Origin of the sequence: Acetobacter pomorum (assembly GCF_002738225.1) — a bacterium.
In the GTDB taxonomy this organism is placed as follows: Bacteria; Pseudomonadota; Alphaproteobacteria; order Acetobacterales; family Acetobacteraceae; genus Acetobacter; species Acetobacter pomorum.
This window is the reverse complement of sequence record NZ_PEBQ01000057.1, coordinates 35,812-55,187: the sequence shown is the minus strand read 5'-3', so window position 1 is coordinate 55,187 and position 19,376 is coordinate 35,812. Positions and strand designations below refer to the sequence as shown.

The window sequence follows — 19,376 nt, the reverse complement described above, 5'->3', positions numbered from 1 at the left end:
GCCGATGCGCTGATCAGTATGTCATGACTTATGCCCCCTGCGAACAGGGAGAACACGGAACATCTGCCCTGAAAGGCGTGCAAGCCCATCTTATAGAATGTTTAGCCAGATTTAGGGAGCTGGTGAGGGATCTGCCGGGGCTTTTTCATCCGCCTTACGTTCCAGTGGGCGGCCCAGATAGGCTTCCAGCACCTGCTCGGTAGGGCCATCCATCCTTACTTGCCCTTGATCCAGCCAGATCAGGCGGTTGCACCAGTCAGCCATCACATCTGCCATATGGCTGGAGAGCACCAGAATATCAGCACGGGAGACAAGGTTTTCAAGCCGTGCGCGTGCCCGATCACGGAAGGAGGCATCCCCCGCCATAAACCATTCATCCATCAGCAGCACATCGGGCATGATAGCCGTGGCAAGCCCAAAGGAAAGGCGCACCATCATGCCTGAACTGTAGGTGTTTACGGGCAGGTCCATAAAAGCGCCAAGGGAGGCAAAGTTTTCCACATCTGCTTCAACCTGCGCGGTCTGTTCCTTGCTCAGGCCAGAAAACATGCCACGGAGGCGAATGTTCTCCCGCCCGGTCAGGTCCATGTTCATGCCCAGTTCGGGGTCCAGCAATGTGCCAATGCTGCCGCGCACCGTAACGCTGCCGCCTACGGGTTCATAAATACCGGCCAGTGCGCGCAACAGCGTGGTTTTGCCAGCGCCGTTGCCGCCTACAAGGCCCAACCTGTCCCCCGGTTGCAGGGTGAAGCTGACACCCTTAAGCGCCTGCACCACCACGCGGTCTCGGTTATCATGCATGAAGCGGGTATTGAGCGTGCGGCCCAGCGTTTTGCTGAGTGATTTGCGCAGGCTACGGGCATTGCCATGATACAGCGGAAAGGTGATTTGCAGGTTTTCAACCGCAATATCCGTCATGCGCCTTACACCCAGTATGCCAGCCGTGTGCGCATACGGGCGAACAGGCAGAAGGTTGCAACAATTAGCACGGCAGACCACCCAAGGGCCGCAGGCCATATGGCAGTTTGCATCACGTCCCCCGTAAAGGGCGCGCGCAAAATTTCAATCAGCGGAAAGAAGGGGTCCAGCAGCAGCCATGCCTGCCCGGTTGTCATCAACTGGGGAGACCACAAAATGGGTGTCACAAAGAACATCACCTGCGTCAGGCTGGCGATAATGGGGGGCACATCCCTAAAGCGTGCGCCCAGAATGCCCAGCAAAAGCACGGCAAAAAAACAGTCCACCAACCACAGGCCCGTGGCAGGCAGGAGAGTCCATGTCCATTTGGGGGCAACGTGGAACCACAAGAACACCCCCGCCACTACAGGAATGTTATGTGCAAACACCAGAATGTTGCGCACAGCCACGCGCAGCACGTGCAGGGAATACGGCATGCGGGCCGCATGAATAAGCCGCGCCGCCCCGGTAAAGGTGCCGCAGCCTTCCTGCATAGTGCCGCTTACAAATCCCCATAACACAAGGGAAAGGGTAAGAAAGGGCAGATAGGTGTGCACATCTGTGTTGAGCAGATACGCATACAGCACGCCCATGGCTGCCACCATAATGGCCGTGGTGGCCGTAAGCCAGAACGGCCCTAAAATGGACCCCCGATACCGCAGCCGAATATCCAGCCAGGCCAGTGTCAGCCCTAGGTTGGCATGGCGGAAACCGCGCGCAAAATCCTGGGCGGCATGCACAAAATAGGAAAAACCCCGCTCTGGCACCAAGTGTAGCACAGGCTGGCCCTCTGGCTGTGGGGCGTGCTGCGGCGCAGCCGCAAGAGGGGGCTGTTTTTTTGTGGCGCGTTCTTCCTGCGTATCCGGCAAGGTGGGCGTGCTGCTCATGGTGTTTAACGCGATAGAGAACCCTGCCTGTTTGTGCAAGGTTGGCCTGCGTTTTCTGCTGTTATTATCAGTTATTATCACGCGGCTTTGCCTGCCCGGCAGAACGCGCCATTTGCGCAACGATTGGCAGGAAAACACTCCGCACAGATGACAACAGGCCCTGTGGTTGCTACACCCGGCCCGCCGGAGAGCCCTTTTTTCGTTTCACACCTAAGGCCGGGAAACGTCCTTGTCATGAAAATCGTCGCCTGTAACAGCAACCTCCCACTTGCCGAAGCCGTTGCCGCGGAGCTGAACCTCCCCCTCTGCAACGCCACCGTGCGCCGCTTTGCGGACATGGAGGTGTTTGTAGAAATCCACGAAAATGTACGTGGTGAGGACGTGTTCGTTATCCAGAGCACCTGCACCCCCACCAATGATAACCTGATGGAACTGCTGATTATGCTGGACGCGCTGCGCCGTGGTTCGGCCAAGCGTATTACAGCCGTTATGCCCTATTTTGGGTATGCCCGGCAGGATCGTAAATCTGGCCCGCGCACGCCCATTAGCGCCAAACTGGTGGCGAATCTGTTGGTGGAAGCGGGCGCCAGCCGCGTGCTGACACTGGACCTGCACGCCATGCAGATTCAGGGCTTTTTTGATATTCCGGTGGACAATCTGTACGCCGCGCCCTTGTTTGTGCGCGATATCCGCTCCCATTACGGGGACCGCGATTTAATGATTGTCTCCCCCGATGTAGGGGGCGTGGTGCGTGCCCGCCAGCTGGCCCAGCGCCTGAACACGGATCTGGCCATTATTGACAAGCGGCGTGAACGCGCAGGCGTTTCCGAAGTGATGAACGTGATTGGTGATGTGCGCGGCCGCCACTGCCTGCTGGTAGATGATATTGTGGATAGCGGTGGTTCACTGTGCAATGCCGCCCGCGCCATTGCCGAGCAGGGTGCTGCATCTGTGGGCGCATACGTAACGCATGGTGTGCTGACAGGACACGCCGTGGAACGCATTGCCGATTCGCCTATCGAAATGCTGACGCTGACAGACAGTATTCGCGCTACAGAGCAGGTTATGGCCGCACGCAATATCCGCCAGATCACCATTTCTGGCCTGCTGGCGCGCGCCATCCATGCCGTGGCGGATGAAAGCTCCGTTTCCTCCCTGTTTGACTGATCCAGAGGCCCCATGAGCACGCTTTTCCCCCGCCCATACTGGTATTTGCGCCACGGCCAGACAGACTGGAACCGGGCTGGTCTTTCTCAGGGGCGCACGGATGTGCCGCTGAATGAAACCGGCATTGACCAGGCTGTGGCGGCGGGAAAGATGCTTGAGGTGGCCTTGCGGGATGCAGGCCAAAACGGGGTTACGCGCATTGTGTGTTCCCCGCTGGAGCGCGCCTTGCGCACAGCCACCATTGTGCGTGACGCGCTTATTACGCACGGCCTGCCAGCCCTGCCGCTGGATATAGATGTGGGGCTGGAGGAAGTCTGCTTTGGGGAGCAGGAAGGCGAGCCGATTGGCAATTGGTATAATGACTGGATTGCCGGTAACTATACGCCACCCGGTGGAGAAACATTTGCCGCCCTGCGTCAGCGCGCCACAGATGCCGTAAACCGTGCCACACAGGCCCCCGGTCGGCCTTTGATTGTGGCACATGGGGCGCTGTTTCGTGCCCTGCGGTCTGCCATGTCTCTACCCGCCAATGTGCGCCTGCCCAACGCCATTCCGCTGAGTCTGGAGCCAGAGGCTGGCAACCATTGGAAACTGCGGGAACTGACAGGCGCGTAAGCGTTAGTCCATACGTTTGTAGAGTTCAAAGGAAAGGCGGTTCTGCTTTTTTTTGCTGGCCGCCTTGCCAATCCGTACCGCATAAACCTGCTGATAATGGTGCTGGATATAGGCGCATATAGGCTGTTCCACCACACCCGTTGCACACCCTGCATAAGGCAACAGAACAAAGGCAGGATGCGCCATCAGGTCTTGCAGATAATGTTGCGTGGCGTTCTTGCCGTAAACAATATCTATGTGATCCTGAAAAAGATAGCGATCAAAGCTTTGCAGATGCGCCATGTAAAAATGGGTATGTGATGTGCGGATGTTCAGCACCTTTTGCTGCCCCACCAAATCTGAAAAATGCGCGTAATCAATATGTTTGAAGTTAAGGGCGTTTTTGAGGTTTTTATGGATTTCCTCCACGCCGCTGAGCATCACAACAGCTGCAAGTGGCGCGCACGCCCAAGCTGAAAAACGCTGTTTTTGCTGCACAAGAAGGGCCAGCATAATGGTAACGGGTGCAAACCACAGCCCGGAATAATGGCTGAACGGATGCCCGGACAAAAGAGCCGCCGGCACGGATGAAACAAACCATAATGTCAGCAAGGTGTTATCTGGCGAAGGCGCAGTTTTGAGTATGGATTTCTGCCCAAACCATTTGGCGAGTATGGGGGAGAAAATGGCCAGATAGGCCACAAGCAGCAAAACAGCCTTAACGCGTTTTGAAAATTTGGCGCTGTAGGCATGTAAAAAATCATGCTGCTGCGTAAAGTAATCTGCCAGCGCATGGTGCCCCTGTATCAGATAGGGGGAAAATAAAAGCGCCACACCGCCACATGTGCCAAGGGCAAAAAGGGCTGTGTTAAAAAGCGGGCGTGTATGGGCCAGCAATAAAAAACAGACAGGCAAAAACAGGCAGATGCCTTCCAGATAGTTTATATTAACTGTCAGGCCAAAGGCTGCCCCACCTGCCAGCAAAAAGGCCATTGCGCGGCCTGTATGCGCCGTGGCGCTGTATGTGCCCTGGCGGGTAAGCCAGATAACAGCCAGCGCTGTGGTGATAAGGATGGATTCCGTATTTCCGGCCAGAATTTCAAACGGTGTGCCCAGCAACACCAGCGCAGCAAAAACCCATAACCAGCGTGTATGCCAGATACTGCGTGCCATGGCCGCAAATGCCGCACAGGAAAGCAAAGCCAGAACGGTAAATTTGCCCGTGGGCAGAGGGGCTGTAAGCATATCCCACGCGCCGTAAACCACATAAACACCAAAGGGTTTATGATCGAACACGTATTGGTAGGGGAGAATATGGTTTTGCAGCAGGCTTTGGCCAATAAGGGCGTAAAAGGTTGTATCAGCCGTTGAAAAAGGCAGAATAAGATAAGAAAAAACGTAAATGATGCTGCATAAAACTGTAATAAATATAAAAACCTTATTTTCTAAAATCTTTTGTAAATTGGACATTATCCTCTCCGTCCTGGAAGGAGTGGATATTCATGCAGAGAAAAGGAAGTAAAGGGAAAACAGTTTAAATAATTTTCTAAAAAACATGGCGGATAAGCCGGTTGGCAAGCTCCGCCATGCGTGGTGAATATAACAAATGTATCATACGGCGGGTGTGTTTTCCTGCGTGGAAATGGGGCTTCTTTTCTGTGGGAAAAGGGCAGGATCATGCAGTGCACGCAACCGCACGCAACGGGGTAAAAGCCTGCGGATGATATGCAAGGTGGCGGTATCGGAAAGCCCTGTCTGTTCAGAAAACCAGTCCAGTTCTTCCTGTAGAAAAAAGCCACGCACTTCCGCTTCCGATGCTGGCGGGCTGTGGGGCGCGGTCTGCCAGCGCCGGATGGTGGAAAGCATGCCCATGGCCTCTGCCCGTTGTTCCAGCTTACTGGGCTGCTCTGGGGTGGGCACGGGGCCGAGCACTTCGTTTAGGGCGGTAAGCAGGCCAGATTTGTTAAACCATGCGGCTGTTACAAAATCGCCCACAGAAGAAATGGCGTTGGAGACGGAGTTCAGGAATGTCATGAAAACCTCCCGTAATGTAAAAGGGGTGCATACTGCCAACGGGGCGCAGGCCAACAGAGTTTCCATGTGTTGAAAAAATAAAAAAACCGCCCCCAAAATCTGAGGCGGTTTTTACAAACAGGGCATGTGCCACCTTGGCGGAGGTAAACCATGCAAACAGTGGCAATGCCGGGCGGATGGGCCGCCCTATGCTGTTTTTAGTCCTGGAACGGCAGCATAAAGGTGCCATCATCCAGCTCAATGCCACGCTGTGCGGCATGGGCACAGGTTGCGGTGCGGATGTCTTTGTCATCCACCGTGTTCAGGTCAATCATCTGGCCGGGGCCAACCATCAGCTGCCCTGCCCCACCGGCGGGGTATGCGGCATCACTTTTCACATCGCTGCGTTTTGCAAGGGAACGGCCAAGTGAGCGCACCGTTGTGTCATCATCAATGTTGTGGGCGTAGCAGTAGTACATAAGCCCGGCAATGTTGCCGACAGATGCATTATCTACCGTGGGGCCGGGGCCAACTGGTGCTTCTGGCACAGAAGCCACGCCAACATTGGCAGCATGGGCAGGTGCAACCCCGGCCGCCAAAGCCAGGCCACATACGGCAGCAAGGGCCGCTTTGCGCAGTGTGTTCATGGGTGAACCTCCTTTGTGAACAAGTTTGATGGAACTCACTATCGAACTGGCCCGGATATGCGGCAAGGGCCTTGTCTGCCGGTCTGTTATGCAGAAAATATTGGTTTGTTATCGAAAAACCTGCATGATTTGTGAAGTTTCGTGATCTAACAGGACAATATTGGTACGCATTATCGCAACAGTGTGAGTTTGCACATGCTATGCCTGTATTGGCGCGGTAGGGCGCGGTTATTCGGGCCTGTCATGCAAATACTTTATAATGTCCATTCTGTATTTTTCTGATGCTTGCATGCTCTTGCCCACTGGCATGTGTGTGGTGGGCTTCCCATATCCTGCTCAGACTACATACATACTGTACATGTCATTTTGCCACAGGGCCGGATGGCATGAGAGATATAAAGCAGGGAGCCGATTTGAATGTCTGATCTGATTGTTCTGGGTTTTGACCACGTTGATGATGCCGCCAAGGTGCTGACAGAATGCCGCGCCTTGCAGAAGGAATATCTGCTGGATCTGGAAGATGCCGTGGTTGTAACGCGGGACGCACAGGGCAAGGTGCACCTGCACCAGAGCGTAAACCTTGAAAAAGCCGGGGCTTCCTGGGGCCTGCTTTCCGGCGGTTTCTGGGGTGCGCTGGTGGGCCTGTTGTGCCTGAACCCGCTGGCCGGTTTTTTAATTGGCAGCGCCGTGGGCGCGGGTGCTGGTGCGCTGTCTGGCAAGTTCTCTGATTACGGGATTGATGATGGTTTCATCAAACAGCTGAGCGACACCATCCCGCCCAATACGTCTGCACTGTTCATTCTGGTGCGCAAATCTCAGCCGGAAAAAGTGCTGGCCGATCTCAGCCAGTTCAAGGGCCATGCCCGTATCCTGCAAACCTCTCTTTCCCCCGAAGCAGAAGAAAAGCTTAAGGCTGCTCTGGGGCAGGTTGCTGCGGCGTAAGCCAAGGCCAGAGCCACACTTTAGGCAACAGCCTGCACTTTGTGCATAAAAAACCCCCGGTGGCAGAAGCACACCGGGGGTTTTTTAGTATCTTAACGCACAGGAAGAAAAAAGTTCACAGCCGTTTGCCCATTTCCTGCCGCAGGCAGTTGCAGCGCTGGGTATATTTTGCGGCGCGCGTGGCGGTAATCCAGTTGATAATAAATGCCGCCGCCAGTGAGAGGAACGAGGCCGCAGTCAGCAACTGGCCTGTCAGGTAGATTTTTTCATCATAATGCAGGGCAGAATACCACAGTAAAGTCAGGCTCAGTACCGCGCCAATAAAGCCGGAAACACCTGTAAGCCGCATAAGGGAATCTTCCACCAGTTCAAAGGCGGCGGTTTCTCGCCACAGGTCAAACAGGCGGCGGTCAATGTCTCCCACGTTTTCAGCGTGGTCTGCTTTTTCGGCATCTGTGCGTTTGTGGGGGTTCTTGCGGTGGATCTCCAGCTCCTGCCGGGCCTTGGCAAAAACCTTCCGCCGTTCCTGAATGGCGGGCAGGCTGATATCCACAAAGCTTAAAATAGCAACATTCAACCCGGCGGAAAGCTGAACAATGGCCTGAAAGTTGCCCCATGTCATATCCATTGGTCTGGTTCCTCCACGGGCTGGATATCCTCGTATTGGAGCCGTTTTCTGGGCTAAAATGCCGGTAAAATCAATCCATGCCCATGTGGGGGCTGTGGCGCGTGGGCAGCGCCACAGCCGGTAACGTGGTTAGAAACCTTGGGAAATCCCGCCCAGAATGGTGCGGCGCAGCCCATATTGCGGGGCCCCCACGCCAATGCCGGAACCATCACGCAGCTTGTAGGTGTGGTCTCCCAGATTGATCACATCTATGCGGAACTGCGTATCCCCCGGCCATGCGCTGCCAAATGTATTGTGGATGGTTTCCACGGCAGAGAAGTTGACGGTAGCATAGGGCGTAAGCGCCACCCCGTTGGGCACAAGGCCATCGGCCCGCAGCCCGCTGCCATACACCATGGTGGCAGACAACCGCAGCGGAAAGCGCGTTTTGTGGAAGAAGGAATACGCCGCTCCGGCAGAGGCCGTCCAACGCTGGTCATGGTCCAGATGGATCCAGCGGTGCTGAATGTAAGCCAGATCATCCGGGCTCATGTTAAACTGCGCGCTGGTAATATCCTTGCCAATGGCGCGAGACCACGCAAAGTTGCCGTACAGAGAAAGCGGGCCACGATCATAAGAGGTGCTGACCTCATACCCGTTCACCTGCCCACGGCGATAGTTAAAGCCGCTGAGGATGATGGGCGCACCAAACTGGCCTTCATCAATCAGGTTGTGCGCCAGCTTGTAATAGGCATCGAACGAGACACGCCAGCCCGGCAGAATGGTTTGTTCAATACCGGCATCAAAGTAATGGTCGCGCTCGGCCCGCACCTTGTTGTTCTGGTAAACGGAGGGCGCGGCACTGGTGCCTGCAAATTTGTACAGCGAGGAAGAACTGACAACCTCAAACGGCGGGGGCGTAAAGTAGCGTGAATATCCGGCGTGAATGACACCGCCTTTCCACGGCTTCCACACAATGTTCAGGCGTGGGCTTACCTGTTTTTCCGCCGTGTATTCGCTCACCCCATCAAAGCGTAGGCCGTAATTGATGGTCAGGTTGTTCAGCGGCCGCCATTCATCCTGCGCATACAGGCCGTACACCGTGCCGGTTTTGCCGCTACCATCGTAAATGCTCAGGGGCGTGGTGCCAAAGGTGGCGTTGCCATCTGCATCCTCACCTTCCTGCCCAAACACGCGGGAGAGGGATTTGGAGGTGTTGCGTTCTACAAAAAGCTGAAAACCAAAGCGCACGGTGTGATCTTTTGCAGCACGCCATGTGACGTCATGCTGCGTGCCCATGGAAAACACCGAGCGCGCGGCCTGCTGCGCAATACCGTTGTAAACCAGATCTCCCAGCCAGTCGGGCGAATAGCGCAGGCTGCTGTAGCGGGAGAACGCGGAGCTTTGCAGGCTGAAGTCTCCCATCTCTTTCTGCAACGCCAGAATGGCAAAATCTGTAATCTGCTTTTGGTGTTCATCCAGATGCGCACTGTCCACGCTACCATTCAACTGCTGCGCCAGATCGCTGCCAGAATAGGCGGGCATGGCAAACTGGGTTTGCTGGCCGGGGTTGTTGGGCAACTGGTATTCTGCGTTGGAAACACCGGCAATAAAGCTGATACGCGTATCTTCATCCGCCGTGTACCGCAGATGGCCCAGAAAGTGATACTGCTCGCTCAAATCATGGATGGCGTTGAAGGAGGATGTTGTATTTTCAATGCCCGTGCGGTCATGCACATAATCTGCCGTGGCAAAGAAATCCCACTTCCCTTTATGAAAACCATATTGCAGGGAAGGGAAGAAGTAATCCCGCGCCCCGCCGTAAAGTGAGAGATTGCCGCCAGAATTGGTGGTGCCGTTCTTGGTGTTGATATCCACCACAGCCGCCTGCAAAAACCCGAACTGGCTGGGCAATGCCCCAGTGGTGAGGGACATGTTATCTGCAAAGCGTGTCATCAACGCTTGCCCGAACACGCTCAGCCCCTCCGGCAACTGCACGCCATCCAGCCGGAACTGCACCTCGTTATGGTCACCACGCACATGGATCTGGCCGTAGCTGTCCTGCGCTACACCGGGGGCTTGCAGCAGTACCTGATTAAGCGGTGCGTTATCACCACCGGGAATGGTTTCCAGCGCCTGCCGGCTGAACTTGTGCACCGTGGCCCCGGTGGAGGGCGAAAGTTCTGAACGCATGCGGTCCAGATGCGCGGTGACAATCACCTGCTCGGCATCGTTTTTGTCATGCGCAATCACTTTTACGGTTTGCGGCTTTGTTTCAGTGGGCTTTTTCTTCTGCGTTTCTGTTGTGGAGGTGGTCGTGGTGGTTTCAGCCAGGGCCATGCTGCTGCCCAGAGCAGTAAAAACAGTGGAGCAGAGAAGAAGAGCGGCTGATCGAACCATCATGCTGTGCGCTGCCTTGGTTGAGTGTGGTGGAGGCGCAGCATGTATTATGTAACACTATAACATTACAACAGGAATGAGCCCTGTTTGCTCAGCTTTCTGTGGGCTGTTGCACGCGCGCAACAGCTTTGCATCTGGGGCAGGGCACAAAAAAGGGGCCACGCTTTGCACGTGGCCCCCTTGCACATGGCGGTGTGCCGCAACGGGCACAAAGCCGGTTTTATTTTGTAGTGTAACCGCCGTTTACCAGAATGGTCTGGCCTGTCATCCACCAGCCTTCAGAAACAATAAAGCGCACATAGGGTGCAATATCTTCAATGTCTGTCAGCCCTGTTTTGCTAAAGGGAGAAAGTGCGGCAGCGGTTTTGTGGTAGGCCACGGCATCTGCACTTTCCTGCCCGTAAAAGAACGGCGTATCCATAGGGCCGGGGCCAATGGCGTTAACAGAAATGCCACGCGCGCCGTATTCCTTGGAGGCCGCACGGGTGAAGTGCTCCACCGCAGCCTTGGAACCCGCATAGGTGGAATAGAACGGTGTGTACGCGCCTAGCAGAGATGTCACCAGTGTAAGCAGCTTGCCATTATCGGCCAGATGTTTTCCGGCTTCACGGATGAACTGATACGCCACCTTGGTGTTGATGGTGAACATGGCATCAAATTCTTCATCCGTGGTGTCTGCAATCGGCTTTTTCAGCACTTTGCCCACGGTGTTAATGGCAATGTCTGGTGCACCAAAAGCGGTTTTTGCATCTGCAAACAGTTTGGCAACAGCACCCGGCTGTGTGAGGTCTGCCTGAAAAGCCTCAGCCTGCGCGCCTGCCGCTTTTACAGCGGCCACTGTGGCATCGGCTTCCGCCTTGCTGGCCGCGCTATGGTAATGGATGGCAATGGCCTTTGCGCCATGTTCTGCCAGATCCCGCGCAATCAGCCCGCCCAGATTTTTGGCCCCACCGGCTATCAGAACGGTTTTGCCTTTAAGGCTGTGGTCTACCATGTTGGGTGCTCCCTTGCATGTATCGGGGGCCGAATGGATGTGGCTCCCGTTTTCTCTTGCCACCGTATCAGCTACAGTAGGCGGATAAAGCTGCCTGTTCTGACAACACTTGCCAGATTTCCCGAACAATGCAGGTGGCAGCCCAAAAGGCTAACGCGCATGGATAGGATAGATCTTTTTCGCATTTTTGCCCGTGTGGTAGAGGCCGCCAGTTTTACCCATGCGGCAGAAACACTGGGCATGCCGCGTTCCAGCGTATCCGCCGCCGTGCAGCAGCTTGAAAGCCGCGTGGGGGCACGTTTGCTTACGCGCACAACACGCACAGTTACCCCCACGCCAGATGGCGCAGCGTTTTATGAGCACTGCCTGCGCCTTGTGGCGGATGTAGAGGAAGCTGAAAATCTGTTCCGCCAGAACGAGGCCGCCGTGCAAGGTGTGCTGCGTGTAAATATGCCCGGCCGCATCGGGCGGCTGATTGTGGCCCCAGCCTTGCCCGATTTTCTGGCAGCATATCCCGGCCTTTCGGTCGAGATGGGGGTAACGGACAGGGCCGTGAATTTGGTGGAAGATGGGTTGGATTGCGTGCTGCGCGTTGGCCCCTTGCAGGATTCCGGGCTGATTGCCCGCCGCATGGGGGAGCTTGAACTTATAAACGTGGCCAGCCCCATATATCTTAAGCAGCACGGCACACCCCAATGCCCGGCAGATCTGCTGCATGGGCACGCAGCCGTGCGTTATGCCTCACCACAAAATGGCCGGGTAGAACACTGGGAGTGGGAGGAAAACGGCCAGACCCACACGTTGGATGTGCCCGGCCGTGTTACGGTCAACAGTGCAGAAGCCTTAATTGCCTGTACATTAGCGGGGCTGGGGGTGATACAGATACCCGCCTATGATGTGCGCGCCTGCCTGCAAACGGGCCAATTGGTGGAAATACTGCCCAAATGGCGTGCCGCCCCTTTGCCCATGGCGCTGCTTTATCCGCACAGGCGGCATCTTTCCATGCGGGTGCAGGTGTTTGCTGCTTGGCTGGAGGCACTGGTGCGTCAGCAGGTGTTGCACCCGGGCTTATCCGCTGCATAAAGCGGGTGTGTTTTGTGCGAATGTTCGTTGCATAAACGCCTAAACACGCCCAAAGAGCGCAGGCCATGTTGACCATAGAAACCATTCTGCTGCTGCTTTTGCTGGCGGCAATCAGCAGTCTGCTTGTGGCCCTGTTTAAACAGAAGGTGCCGCAACCCGTTATTCTTATCATTCTGGGTGTGTTTGCAGCACTGGCGGGTATGCACGTTACCCTCCAGCCTGCCATGTTCATGTTTGTGTTTCTGCCGCCTCTTTTGTTTGCAGATTCCTTTCGCATGCCGCTGCGTGAGTTTGCAGAACTGCGTGGCCCCATTCTGTTTCTGGCCTTTGGGCTTGTGGTGCTCAGCACGTTGATATGTGGCTATGCCATCCACTGGATTGTGCCAGAGCTGGGCCTGCCCATTTGCTTTACACTGGCGGCCGCACTTTCCCCCACAGATACGGTGGCAGTTTCCAGCCTTATTGAAGGGCGCAAGGTGCCCAACCGGCTGTTGCAGATTTTATCGGGCGAGGCTTTGTTTAACGATGCCTCCGGCCTTGTGTGCTTTCGCTTTGCCATGGCCGATGCCCTTACGGGCGAGTTCTCCTACAGGCAGGCTTTTGGCACGTTCCTAATGGTGGCGCTGGGTGGCCTGCTGGTGGGCGCTGCGGTGGCGTGGCTGGCCGTTAAGCTCAACCGCGTGCTGGTGCGCCGTGGGTATGATGATCCGCAATCCCAGATCATCTTTGTGCTGCTGTTGCCGTTTTTGATGTACGCGGTGGCAGAAGCGGTGGAATGTTCGGGCATTCTGGCTGCTGTAGCGGGCTGCATGGTGCTGAAACTTTCCGGCATGATAGAAGATACCGCCACCGCTACCCGCCTGCAGGCCACAACTGTGTGGACAATTGTCAGCTACGTTTTTAACGCACTTATCTTTTTGTTTCTGGGCCTGCAATTGCCAGAACTGCTGCAACATGGCGTGGCTTTGGGCCATAAATACGATGTGGCTTTGTGGCAGGTGGGCCTGTTTGTGGTGGAAATATACGCCATTATGCTGGCCATGCGGTTTGCAGGGGTATGGACATCCGTTTTCGGCCGCTGGGTGGTGGCGCGCATTGGCAGCTTGCCGTTTGAACCCACAGACTTTGCAGGCAGCATGTTGCTGACATTTGCCGGGGTGCGTGGGGCCGTAACACTGGCGGCTGTGCTTTCCCTGCCAGAAGGTACGGATGGCACGGATGCCTTCCCCATGCGTGATGCCGTGGTGGTGGCTGCTGCGGGTGTGATTGTTCTTTCCCTGCTGGCGGCCAGTGTGTTCATTCCCCTGTGTCTGCGTTTTTTGCCCAAGGAAACGGTGGATGAAAACGCGCAGGAGGAAAACATGGCTCGCCAGAAGCTGATACGTGCCGCCCTTGCCGTATTGGCCAAAGCCCGTGCCCAACCGGTGTTAAACCCCAGTGCGACAACATTGGCCAAGGCGGAGGGCCAACCTGTGGATGAAGCCATGCGGCAGGAGGTGATTGGCCGCTTGTACCAACTGTATCACAGCCAGTTGGAGGAGGAGGATGAAACACCCCGCATTACCCCGCTGGATCGCAACCGCGCGCTGCGCGCTGCGCGTATGGAACTGGCCCTGCGCCTGCAACTGCTGCGGGCAGAACGCCAGGCTATGCGGGATATGACATCACGCCGTGAAATTAATGATCAGACAGAATGGAAGCTTCAGCAGGAGCTGGATTATGAGGAGCAGGTGATCCGCTCTCAGTCTCAGCGCCTCCCGCGGGAGGGCTGAAAACCGGGCAGGTGGCACGTGTGTTGACAAGCGCCCCCAAGCCTGTAAACCACACCGCATGATGGCTTCCCCCAAAGGGGAATGAAAAGGGAACCAGGTGCCCGCACCATTGCCAGCAATGGTTATGCGGTATTCCTGGGCTGTCCCCGCAACTGTAAGCGGCATGGATGTGCACATACAGCGCGCAGGCGCTGGCCCACTGGAACAAACCTTTCCGGGAAGGGGTGTAACAATCGTAAAACCGCAATCCAGGAGACCTGCCATCAGCACAAAGTTGCAGACGGGGCATGTCAGCCTGGGTGTGCTGGCAGGCTGGGCTAGCGGTCAGCCGTTGGGGTGGTTTGTACTCCTGTGGCGTAAAAGCCGGGCCAAGTCTCGTGGCAACGCTGTTAAACCGAGAGATGCCTAAAGACCATGCGCCTGAAAACTCTTTTGCTTGCCGGCTCATCCCTGTTGCTGGCAGAAACCTCTGCCGTTATGGCCGCAGATACGCCCGGCCTTACACCCGCACCTACAGGCAAAAATACTGTTGCAGCCAAAGCTGCTCCACCCTCTGCCCAGCAGGCGGCACATCATGCCACCGGGGCCGCCACTTTGGCGCAACCCGCCGCAGGGCAGGGCGTGCAGCCTGTGCAGGTGCGCAACACACAGGCGTACCCGGATTATGTAACAGTCAGCGCCGCACGCCGGCCCATGCGGGCGGATGAAATTGGCACGGCCATGACAATCATTACAGAAAAGCAGATTCTTACCCAGCAGCGCCGCACGTTAACAGATATTCTGGCCCGCCAGCCGGGGCTGAATGTGGTGCGTTCGGGCGGGTTTGGCACCACTACATCCATCTTCATGCGCGGCAACAATTCCAACGAGGTCAAGGTGCGGCTGGATGGCATGGATATCAATGATGGTAGCTCCAGCTCCGGCGCGTTTGATGCCGGCCAGTTTGTGACTGATGGTATGGGCCGCATAGAAATTCTGCGGGGGCCGCAAAGTGGCCTGTATGGGGCAGATGCCATGGCCGGGGTTATAGATATTACCACAGCACAGGGGCAGGGCCGGTTTACGCCTTTTGTGCGGGTGGAAGGTGGATCTTACGGCACGTTCAACCAGGTTATTGGCGCGCGTGGCAGCAAGGGCAAGTTCCATTACAATGTTGAGCTTTCCCATTACCGGCAAGATGGTTTTCATGAAATCCCGCGTTATATCGGGCGCTATTTTGGCGCGGACAAGGAACAGCGCCACCGCGGAGACAGAAACGATAACCGCTCCGCCAATATTCGCCTTGGTTATGATGTTACCCGTAATTTTGATGTGGGGCTTACGGCACGGCTAATCCAGAGCAACATGCACACCTACACCGCCTATAATATGGAAGATGAATATTACAGCCGCCTTGGCTATTATGGTGATGTGGCAAATGAGCGTGAGCATACCACGCAAAATCAGGCCATTGTGCGGGGCACAGCGCATCTGTCCTCATTCGGGGGCAAGTTCGATCAGGTCATCGGGCTAGGGTATATGACAGGGCGTAGAAGCTGGACAGAAACCGGCACCACGCTTGAAGGTGACGCCTTGCAGTATGACCCCACATATTACCGCACCAGCCGCATTAAAATAGACTGGCACGGCACCGTTAATCTGGACAAATACGGATCTCTGCTTGTGGGGGCGGAGCATTTTCATGATACGTTCAATTCCAGCCAGGGCAACAGTGCGCCATCTTCCACACCGTTCAACACCAGTGCTGGCATGGATACCACAGCAGGGTATGGGCAGTATCAGGGCAACTGGAACAAGATTTTATATGGCGCGGCCAATATCCGGTATGATGCCAATTCCCGCTACGGCAATTATGTGACGTGGCGCGTGGCCCCAGCCATTCATATTCCGCACAGTGGCACGGTTATCAAGGCCAGCGCGGGCAGCGGCTTTCATGGTCCTTCCCTGTATCAGCTTTTTGCCAACCAGATTTCCACCAGCTATGCAGAAAAAGGCAACCCCAACCTGCGGGCCGAACGCCTGATAGGCTATGACGTAGGGGTGGAGCAGACACTTGCGCATGACAAACTGCATTTTGGCGCCACATGGTATGAAAACCACGTGCGTAATCTTATCCAGTCTGTTAGCTCGTATGAGAATTATTATTCCACCTATTCCTACGATAACGTGGCCCGTGCGCGCATGTATGGCGTAGAAGCGTATCTGGACTGGAAAGCGCTGGATACGCTGGATTTCAACCTGAACTATACATGGACTCACGCGCGGGATGCCTCTACCGGGCAGGTGCTCCAGCGCCGCCCGCAGCACAAGTTCAATTTCAACACCACATGGCAGCCGGTGGATGGGCTCTCGCTTTCGGGCAATATTCTATATGTCAGTGGCTCGCGCGATATGCCGGTTATTTCCGATACGTACCAGTATTGCAGCACATGCGGCAAAGACCACGGATATTTCACCATAGATCTGGCAGCCAGTTATAAAATTAACCGCTATGTTACGGTGTTTGCGCGGGCAGATAACCTGCTCAACCGCCAGTATGAAAGCCCTATTGGCTACCTTCAGCCCGGCCGCGCAGGCTATGGCGGCTTTACGCTGAATTACTGATGCGTTTTTCCGTGTTCCTTCGTCGGGTGGTTATGTGCGTGCTGGGGGCAGCCCTTGCAGGGCCTGTGCCCGGTGCCGCATGGGCGGAGCGTGTGGCCTCGCTTAATCTGTGCACAGATCAGCTGGCCCTTATGCTGGCAGACCACAAGGATATTATAGGCGTTTCCACCCTTGCGCGGGATTGCACGGAATCTGCCTTGTGCGCGCAGGCGCAGGATGTGCCGGTGTTACAGTCCACGGCAGAAACAGTTCTGGCAGCTAGGCCGGATGTGGTGCTGGCAGGCCGCTTTACCGCACGCCTGGCCGTGCGCGCGGCAAAGGAGGTAGGTGCTAAGGTGCTGACGTTGCCACCTGCATCCTCTTTGGCGGATATTCCTGATCAGATCATGCAGGTTGCCAATGCGGTGGGCCACCCAGAACGCGGGCGGCAACTTGTAGCGGCCTTTCAGGCCCGGTTGGCGGAGCTGGCCACTACGCGCCAGATGTCAGACCCCATAGCCGTGGTGTACGAGGCCAACGGCTTTGTGGTGCATGCCCATAGTTTGCCAGATGATGTGCTGGCCCATGCCGGTTTGCGCAACTTTGCCACCACGGCTGGCACGCCACCGCTGGGCGGGCGTGTGCCGCTGGAGGTGCTTTTGGCCTACCACCCGGATTTATTAGTGCGTGATCCTTCTGGCCCCGGCCAATCTCTTGCGCAGGCCATGCTCTCCAACCCGGTTATGCTGGCCATGTTTGCGCCACCGCATGTGGTGGATGTGCCCGCGCGTTTGTGGCTGTGCGGGCTGCCGCAAACGCTGGATGCCGTAGCCACGCTGCGCCATGCGCGTGATGGCGTTGTGGCAGATGCTGCAAGGCATGTTGCTGAAAACATGCAAACCCGGCGCACACCTCTCGCCCAGCTTCCGGCAAAGGAGACCCAACCATGAAGCCCCTGCGCCCCGTTGTGCTGAACACGCTGCTGGTGGTGGTGGTGGCTGTTATGGCTGTGGCCTCCCTATGGTGGGGGGAAAGCAGCATTAATGTGCCTGCGGCGTTGGCCGATTGGTGGTCTGGCGCACATTCCATAGGGGCGGTCATTATGGGGCAGTTGCGCCTGCCGCGTATGTTGCTGGCCCTTATGGTGGGGGGCACGCTGGGGCTAAGTGGTGCAGTGCTGCAAGGCTATTTGCGCAATCCGCTGGCTGATCCGGGGCTTTTAGGGGTTTCTGGCGGAGCGGCCCTTGGGGCTGTTTGCGTGTTTTATACAGGGCTTTTTCAAATTGCAGCGCCCTTTTTGCCGCTGGGTGGGCTTATGGGCGCATTGCTTACGGCTGTGCTGCTAGTGGCGCTGGTGGGGCGCGGTGGCGCATTGGTGCTGCTGCTGGCTGGTGCAGCGGTAAGCAGTTTTACAGCCGCCCTAACCGCATTGGTGCTGAACCTTGTGCCCAGCCCCTATGCCACGTTTGAAATCATGCATTGGCTTATGGGGTCTTTAACAGACCGCACACTGAATGATGTGCTGCTGGCGCTGCCCGGTGTGGTGGCAGGTTGTGCCCTGCTTATGGGCTGTGGCCGCGCTCTGGATGCGCTGACAATGGGGGAAGATGTAGCCCAGAGCCTCGGCTTTCGGCTTGGGGGTTTGGGGGGCGTGCAAATGCGCGTAGTTGTGGGCACGGCCTTGGCTGTTGGCTCCTGCGTTGCGGTTTCTGGCGCTATCGGGTTTGTGGGGCTGGTGGTGCCGCATTTGCTGCGGCCCTTGGCGGGGCATCGGCCATCTCGCCTTATGGTACCAGCGTTTTTGGGCGGTGCAGTCCTTTTGCTGGCGGCTGATCTGGCCGTAAGGCTCATGGCCGGGCGCACGGAGCTACAGTTGGGTGTGGTCACGGCTCTGGTGGGGGCGCCGGTGTTCTTCCACCGTGTTATCCTGTTTAGAAAACGGAATATGCTGTAATGCTGGATGTGCGGAATGTGGGCTTCAGCATAGATGGGGCACATTTGCTCCATGCCGCCAGCATAAGGTTTGAAGCAGGCAGCGTAACCGGGCTGATAGGCCCCAATGGTGCAGGTAAAAGCACATTATTGCGTGTTATGGCCGGGTTGCTACCTGCCTCGCAGGGGCAGGTGATGTGTGATGGCGCGCCCCTGCCACAGCTTACACTGGCCCAACGTGCGCGGTGTATGGCGTATATGCCGCAAGATGTACCGCCTTTTCCGCCCATGCCGGTGCGGGAGGTGGCATCACTTGGCCGCCTGCCGTATGGGGAATCTCCTGCTCAGGCTTTGCAACATCCGGCAGTGGCGCAGGCTTTGGCAGAAGTGGGGTTACAGGGTTTGGCTGCGCGCCCGGCCAGCCAGCTTTCTGGCGGGGAGCGTGCACGCCTGATGCTGGCGCGTGCCTTGGCAGTGCAGGCCCCCATTTTGCTGGCAGATGAACCCGTGGCAGCGCTGGACCCAGCCCATGCTCTGGCGGTTATGCAGGTGTTTTGCAAACTGGCGGCACAGGGCACATGCGTTGTGGTGGTGCTGCATGATCTGCTACTGGCCACACGTTTTTGCAAAACGCTGGTGCTGATGCAGCAGGGGCGCATCCGCCACACCATTCCCCCTGCCAGCCTGACGGATGAGATGGTGCGCCAAACTTATGGCGTGACAACACGCCGGGTGGAAAATGCCGTTGTGCCGTGGGATTTATGCCCCCCGCAGCCGGAATAGTCTTTCCGTATGTGT

General features: G+C 56.4%; 16 protein-coding genes, 1 pseudogene and 1 riboswitch. Of the genes and pseudogenes, 9 read left to right on the top strand and 8 right to left on the bottom strand.

All coding sequences use genetic code 11. The features are described 5' to 3' along the window. Window positions 1–111: 111 nt before the first annotated feature. Together CSR02_RS04045 and CSR02_RS04040 are read right to left on the bottom strand one after the other, a co-directional pair. Window positions 112–753 (bottom strand): annotated as a pseudogene (locus CSR02_RS04045) (ABC transporter ATP-binding protein); the annotation flags it as partial. Window positions 754–923: 170 nt separating this feature from the next. Beyond that, window positions 924–1,925: an ABC transporter permease gene (locus tag CSR02_RS04040; protein ID WP_244176768.1), complete on the bottom strand. Its 1,002-nt coding sequence runs from the start codon at window positions 1,923–1,925 to the stop codon at window positions 924–926. Window positions 1,926–2,078: 153 nt separating this feature from the next. On the opposite strand from CSR02_RS04040, the gene CSR02_RS04035 reads away from it, so the two are divergent. Continuing rightward, entirely contained in the window at window positions 2,079–3,011 is a 933-nt protein-coding gene (locus tag CSR02_RS04035; RefSeq protein ID WP_026019222.1) for a ribose-phosphate pyrophosphokinase, read from the top strand. A gap of 12 nt (window positions 3,012–3,023) precedes the next feature. Beyond that, window positions 3,024–3,626 carry a histidine phosphatase family protein gene (locus CSR02_RS04030; protein ID WP_042787018.1) on the top strand — a complete coding sequence of 201 codons (603 nt, stop codon included), beginning with the start codon at window positions 3,024–3,026 and terminating at the stop codon, window positions 3,624–3,626. Between the two features lie 3 nt (window positions 3,627–3,629). On the opposite strand, the gene CSR02_RS04025 is transcribed toward CSR02_RS04030, so the two are convergent. The 3 genes from CSR02_RS04025 to CSR02_RS04015 all read right to left on the bottom strand — a co-directional run bounded on the left by CSR02_RS04025 (window position 3,630) and on the right by CSR02_RS04015 (window position 6,304). Further along, window positions 3,630–5,075, bottom strand: coding sequence for a hypothetical protein (locus CSR02_RS04025; protein ID WP_099540655.1), 1,446 nt, complete (start codon window positions 5,073–5,075; stop codon window positions 3,630–3,632). Between the two features lie 141 nt (window positions 5,076–5,216). Continuing rightward, window positions 5,217–5,639 carry a hypothetical protein gene (locus CSR02_RS04020; protein ID WP_042787176.1) on the bottom strand — a complete coding sequence of 141 codons (423 nt, stop codon included), beginning with the start codon at window positions 5,637–5,639 and terminating at the stop codon, window positions 5,217–5,219. 197 nt (window positions 5,640–5,836) lie between these two features. Continuing rightward, window positions 5,837–6,304, bottom strand: coding sequence for a hypothetical protein (locus CSR02_RS04015; protein WP_183172583.1), 468 nt, complete (start codon window positions 6,302–6,304; stop codon window positions 5,837–5,839). A gap of 378 nt (window positions 6,305–6,682) precedes the next feature. Between CSR02_RS04015 and CSR02_RS04010 the strand changes: the two genes are divergently transcribed. Beyond that, entirely contained in the window at window positions 6,683–7,207 is a 525-nt protein-coding gene (locus CSR02_RS04010; RefSeq protein WP_042787015.1) for a DUF1269 domain-containing protein, read from the top strand. A gap of 115 nt (window positions 7,208–7,322) precedes the next feature. On the opposite strand, the gene CSR02_RS04005 is transcribed toward CSR02_RS04010, so the two are convergent. From CSR02_RS04005 to CSR02_RS03995, 3 genes are all read right to left on the bottom strand, one after another. Continuing rightward, window positions 7,323–7,835 (bottom strand): hypothetical protein, encoded by a 513-nt coding sequence (locus CSR02_RS04005; RefSeq protein WP_099540654.1) that lies wholly within the window; start codon window positions 7,833–7,835, stop codon window positions 7,323–7,325. Window positions 7,836–7,964: 129 nt separating this feature from the next. Continuing rightward, window positions 7,965–10,217: a TonB-dependent receptor gene (locus tag CSR02_RS04000; protein WP_099540653.1), complete on the bottom strand. Its 2,253-nt coding sequence runs from the start codon at window positions 10,215–10,217 to the stop codon at window positions 7,965–7,967. Window positions 10,218–10,434: 217 nt separating this feature from the next. Next, entirely contained in the window at window positions 10,435–11,208 is a 774-nt protein-coding gene (locus tag CSR02_RS03995; protein WP_099540652.1) for an SDR family oxidoreductase, read from the bottom strand. A gap of 159 nt (window positions 11,209–11,367) precedes the next feature. On the opposite strand from CSR02_RS03995, the gene CSR02_RS03990 reads away from it, so the two are divergent. The 6 genes from CSR02_RS03990 to CSR02_RS03965 all read left to right on the top strand — a co-directional run bounded on the left by CSR02_RS03990 (window position 11,368) and on the right by CSR02_RS03965 (window position 19,361). Then, window positions 11,368–12,291 carry a LysR family transcriptional regulator gene (locus tag CSR02_RS03990; protein WP_099540651.1) on the top strand — a complete coding sequence of 308 codons (924 nt, stop codon included), beginning with the start codon at window positions 11,368–11,370 and terminating at the stop codon, window positions 12,289–12,291. A gap of 65 nt (window positions 12,292–12,356) precedes the next feature. Beyond that, on the top strand, window positions 12,357–14,063 hold the full coding sequence (locus CSR02_RS03985) for a Na+/H+ antiporter (protein WP_099540650.1): 1,707 nt from the start codon (window positions 12,357–12,359) through the stop codon (window positions 14,061–14,063). A 45-nt stretch (window positions 14,064–14,108) separates the two neighbouring features. Next, window positions 14,109–14,342: riboswitch (cobalamin riboswitch) on the top strand. 135 nt (window positions 14,343–14,477) lie between these two features. After that, a complete protein-coding gene (locus CSR02_RS03980) occupies window positions 14,478–16,667 on the top strand; it encodes a TonB-dependent receptor plug domain-containing protein (RefSeq protein WP_099540649.1) in 2,190 nt (729 codons plus the stop codon). After that, entirely contained in the window at window positions 16,667–17,596 is a 930-nt protein-coding gene (locus CSR02_RS03975; RefSeq protein WP_099540648.1) for an ABC transporter substrate-binding protein, read from the top strand. Before CSR02_RS03980 ends, CSR02_RS03975 begins: the two co-directional genes overlap by 1 nt. Then, the gene (locus CSR02_RS03970; protein ID WP_099540647.1) at window positions 17,593–18,600 is read left to right on the top strand and encodes a FecCD family ABC transporter permease; all 1,008 of its coding nucleotides are present in this window, start codon (window positions 17,593–17,595) and stop codon (window positions 18,598–18,600) included. Before CSR02_RS03975 ends, CSR02_RS03970 begins: the two co-directional genes overlap by 4 nt. Then, window positions 18,600–19,361, top strand: a complete 762-nt coding sequence (locus CSR02_RS03965) for an ABC transporter ATP-binding protein (protein WP_099540646.1) — start codon at window positions 18,600–18,602, stop codon at window positions 19,359–19,361. The genes CSR02_RS03970 and CSR02_RS03965 overlap by 1 nt, the downstream gene beginning before the upstream one ends. The last annotated feature ends 15 nt before the right edge of the window (window positions 19,362–19,376 follow it).

Coding starts and splice junctions, on each gene's coding strand:
- CSR02_RS03985 (WP_099540650.1), top strand. CDS start 12,357: ATGTTGACCATAGAAACCATTCTGCTGCTGCTTTTGCTGGCGGCAATC.
- CSR02_RS04000 (WP_099540653.1), bottom strand. CDS start 10,217: ATGATGGTTCGATCAGCCGCTCTTCTTCTCTGCTCCACTGTTTTTACT.
- CSR02_RS04035 (WP_026019222.1), top strand. CDS start 2,079: ATGAAAATCGTCGCCTGTAACAGCAACCTCCCACTTGCCGAAGCCGTT.
- CSR02_RS04025 (WP_099540655.1), bottom strand. CDS start 5,075: ATGTCCAATTTACAAAAGATTTTAGAAAATAAGGTTTTTATATTTATT.
- CSR02_RS04005 (WP_099540654.1), bottom strand. CDS start 7,835: ATGGATATGACATGGGGCAACTTTCAGGCCATTGTTCAGCTTTCCGCC.
- CSR02_RS04020 (WP_042787176.1), bottom strand. CDS start 5,639: ATGACATTCCTGAACTCCGTCTCCAACGCCATTTCTTCTGTGGGCGAT.
- CSR02_RS03980 (WP_099540649.1), top strand. CDS start 14,478: ATGCGCCTGAAAACTCTTTTGCTTGCCGGCTCATCCCTGTTGCTGGCA.
- CSR02_RS03975 (WP_099540648.1), top strand. CDS start 16,667: ATGCGTTTTTCCGTGTTCCTTCGTCGGGTGGTTATGTGCGTGCTGGGG.
- CSR02_RS04010 (WP_042787015.1), top strand. CDS start 6,683: ATGTCTGATCTGATTGTTCTGGGTTTTGACCACGTTGATGATGCCGCC.
- CSR02_RS03970 (WP_099540647.1), top strand. CDS start 17,593: ATGAAGCCCCTGCGCCCCGTTGTGCTGAACACGCTGCTGGTGGTGGTG.
- CSR02_RS03995 (WP_099540652.1), bottom strand. CDS start 11,208: ATGGTAGACCACAGCCTTAAAGGCAAAACCGTTCTGATAGCCGGTGGG.
- CSR02_RS03990 (WP_099540651.1), top strand. CDS start 11,368: ATGGATAGGATAGATCTTTTTCGCATTTTTGCCCGTGTGGTAGAGGCC.
- CSR02_RS04030 (WP_042787018.1), top strand. CDS start 3,024: ATGAGCACGCTTTTCCCCCGCCCATACTGGTATTTGCGCCACGGCCAG.
- CSR02_RS03965 (WP_099540646.1), top strand. CDS start 18,600: ATGCTGGATGTGCGGAATGTGGGCTTCAGCATAGATGGGGCACATTTG.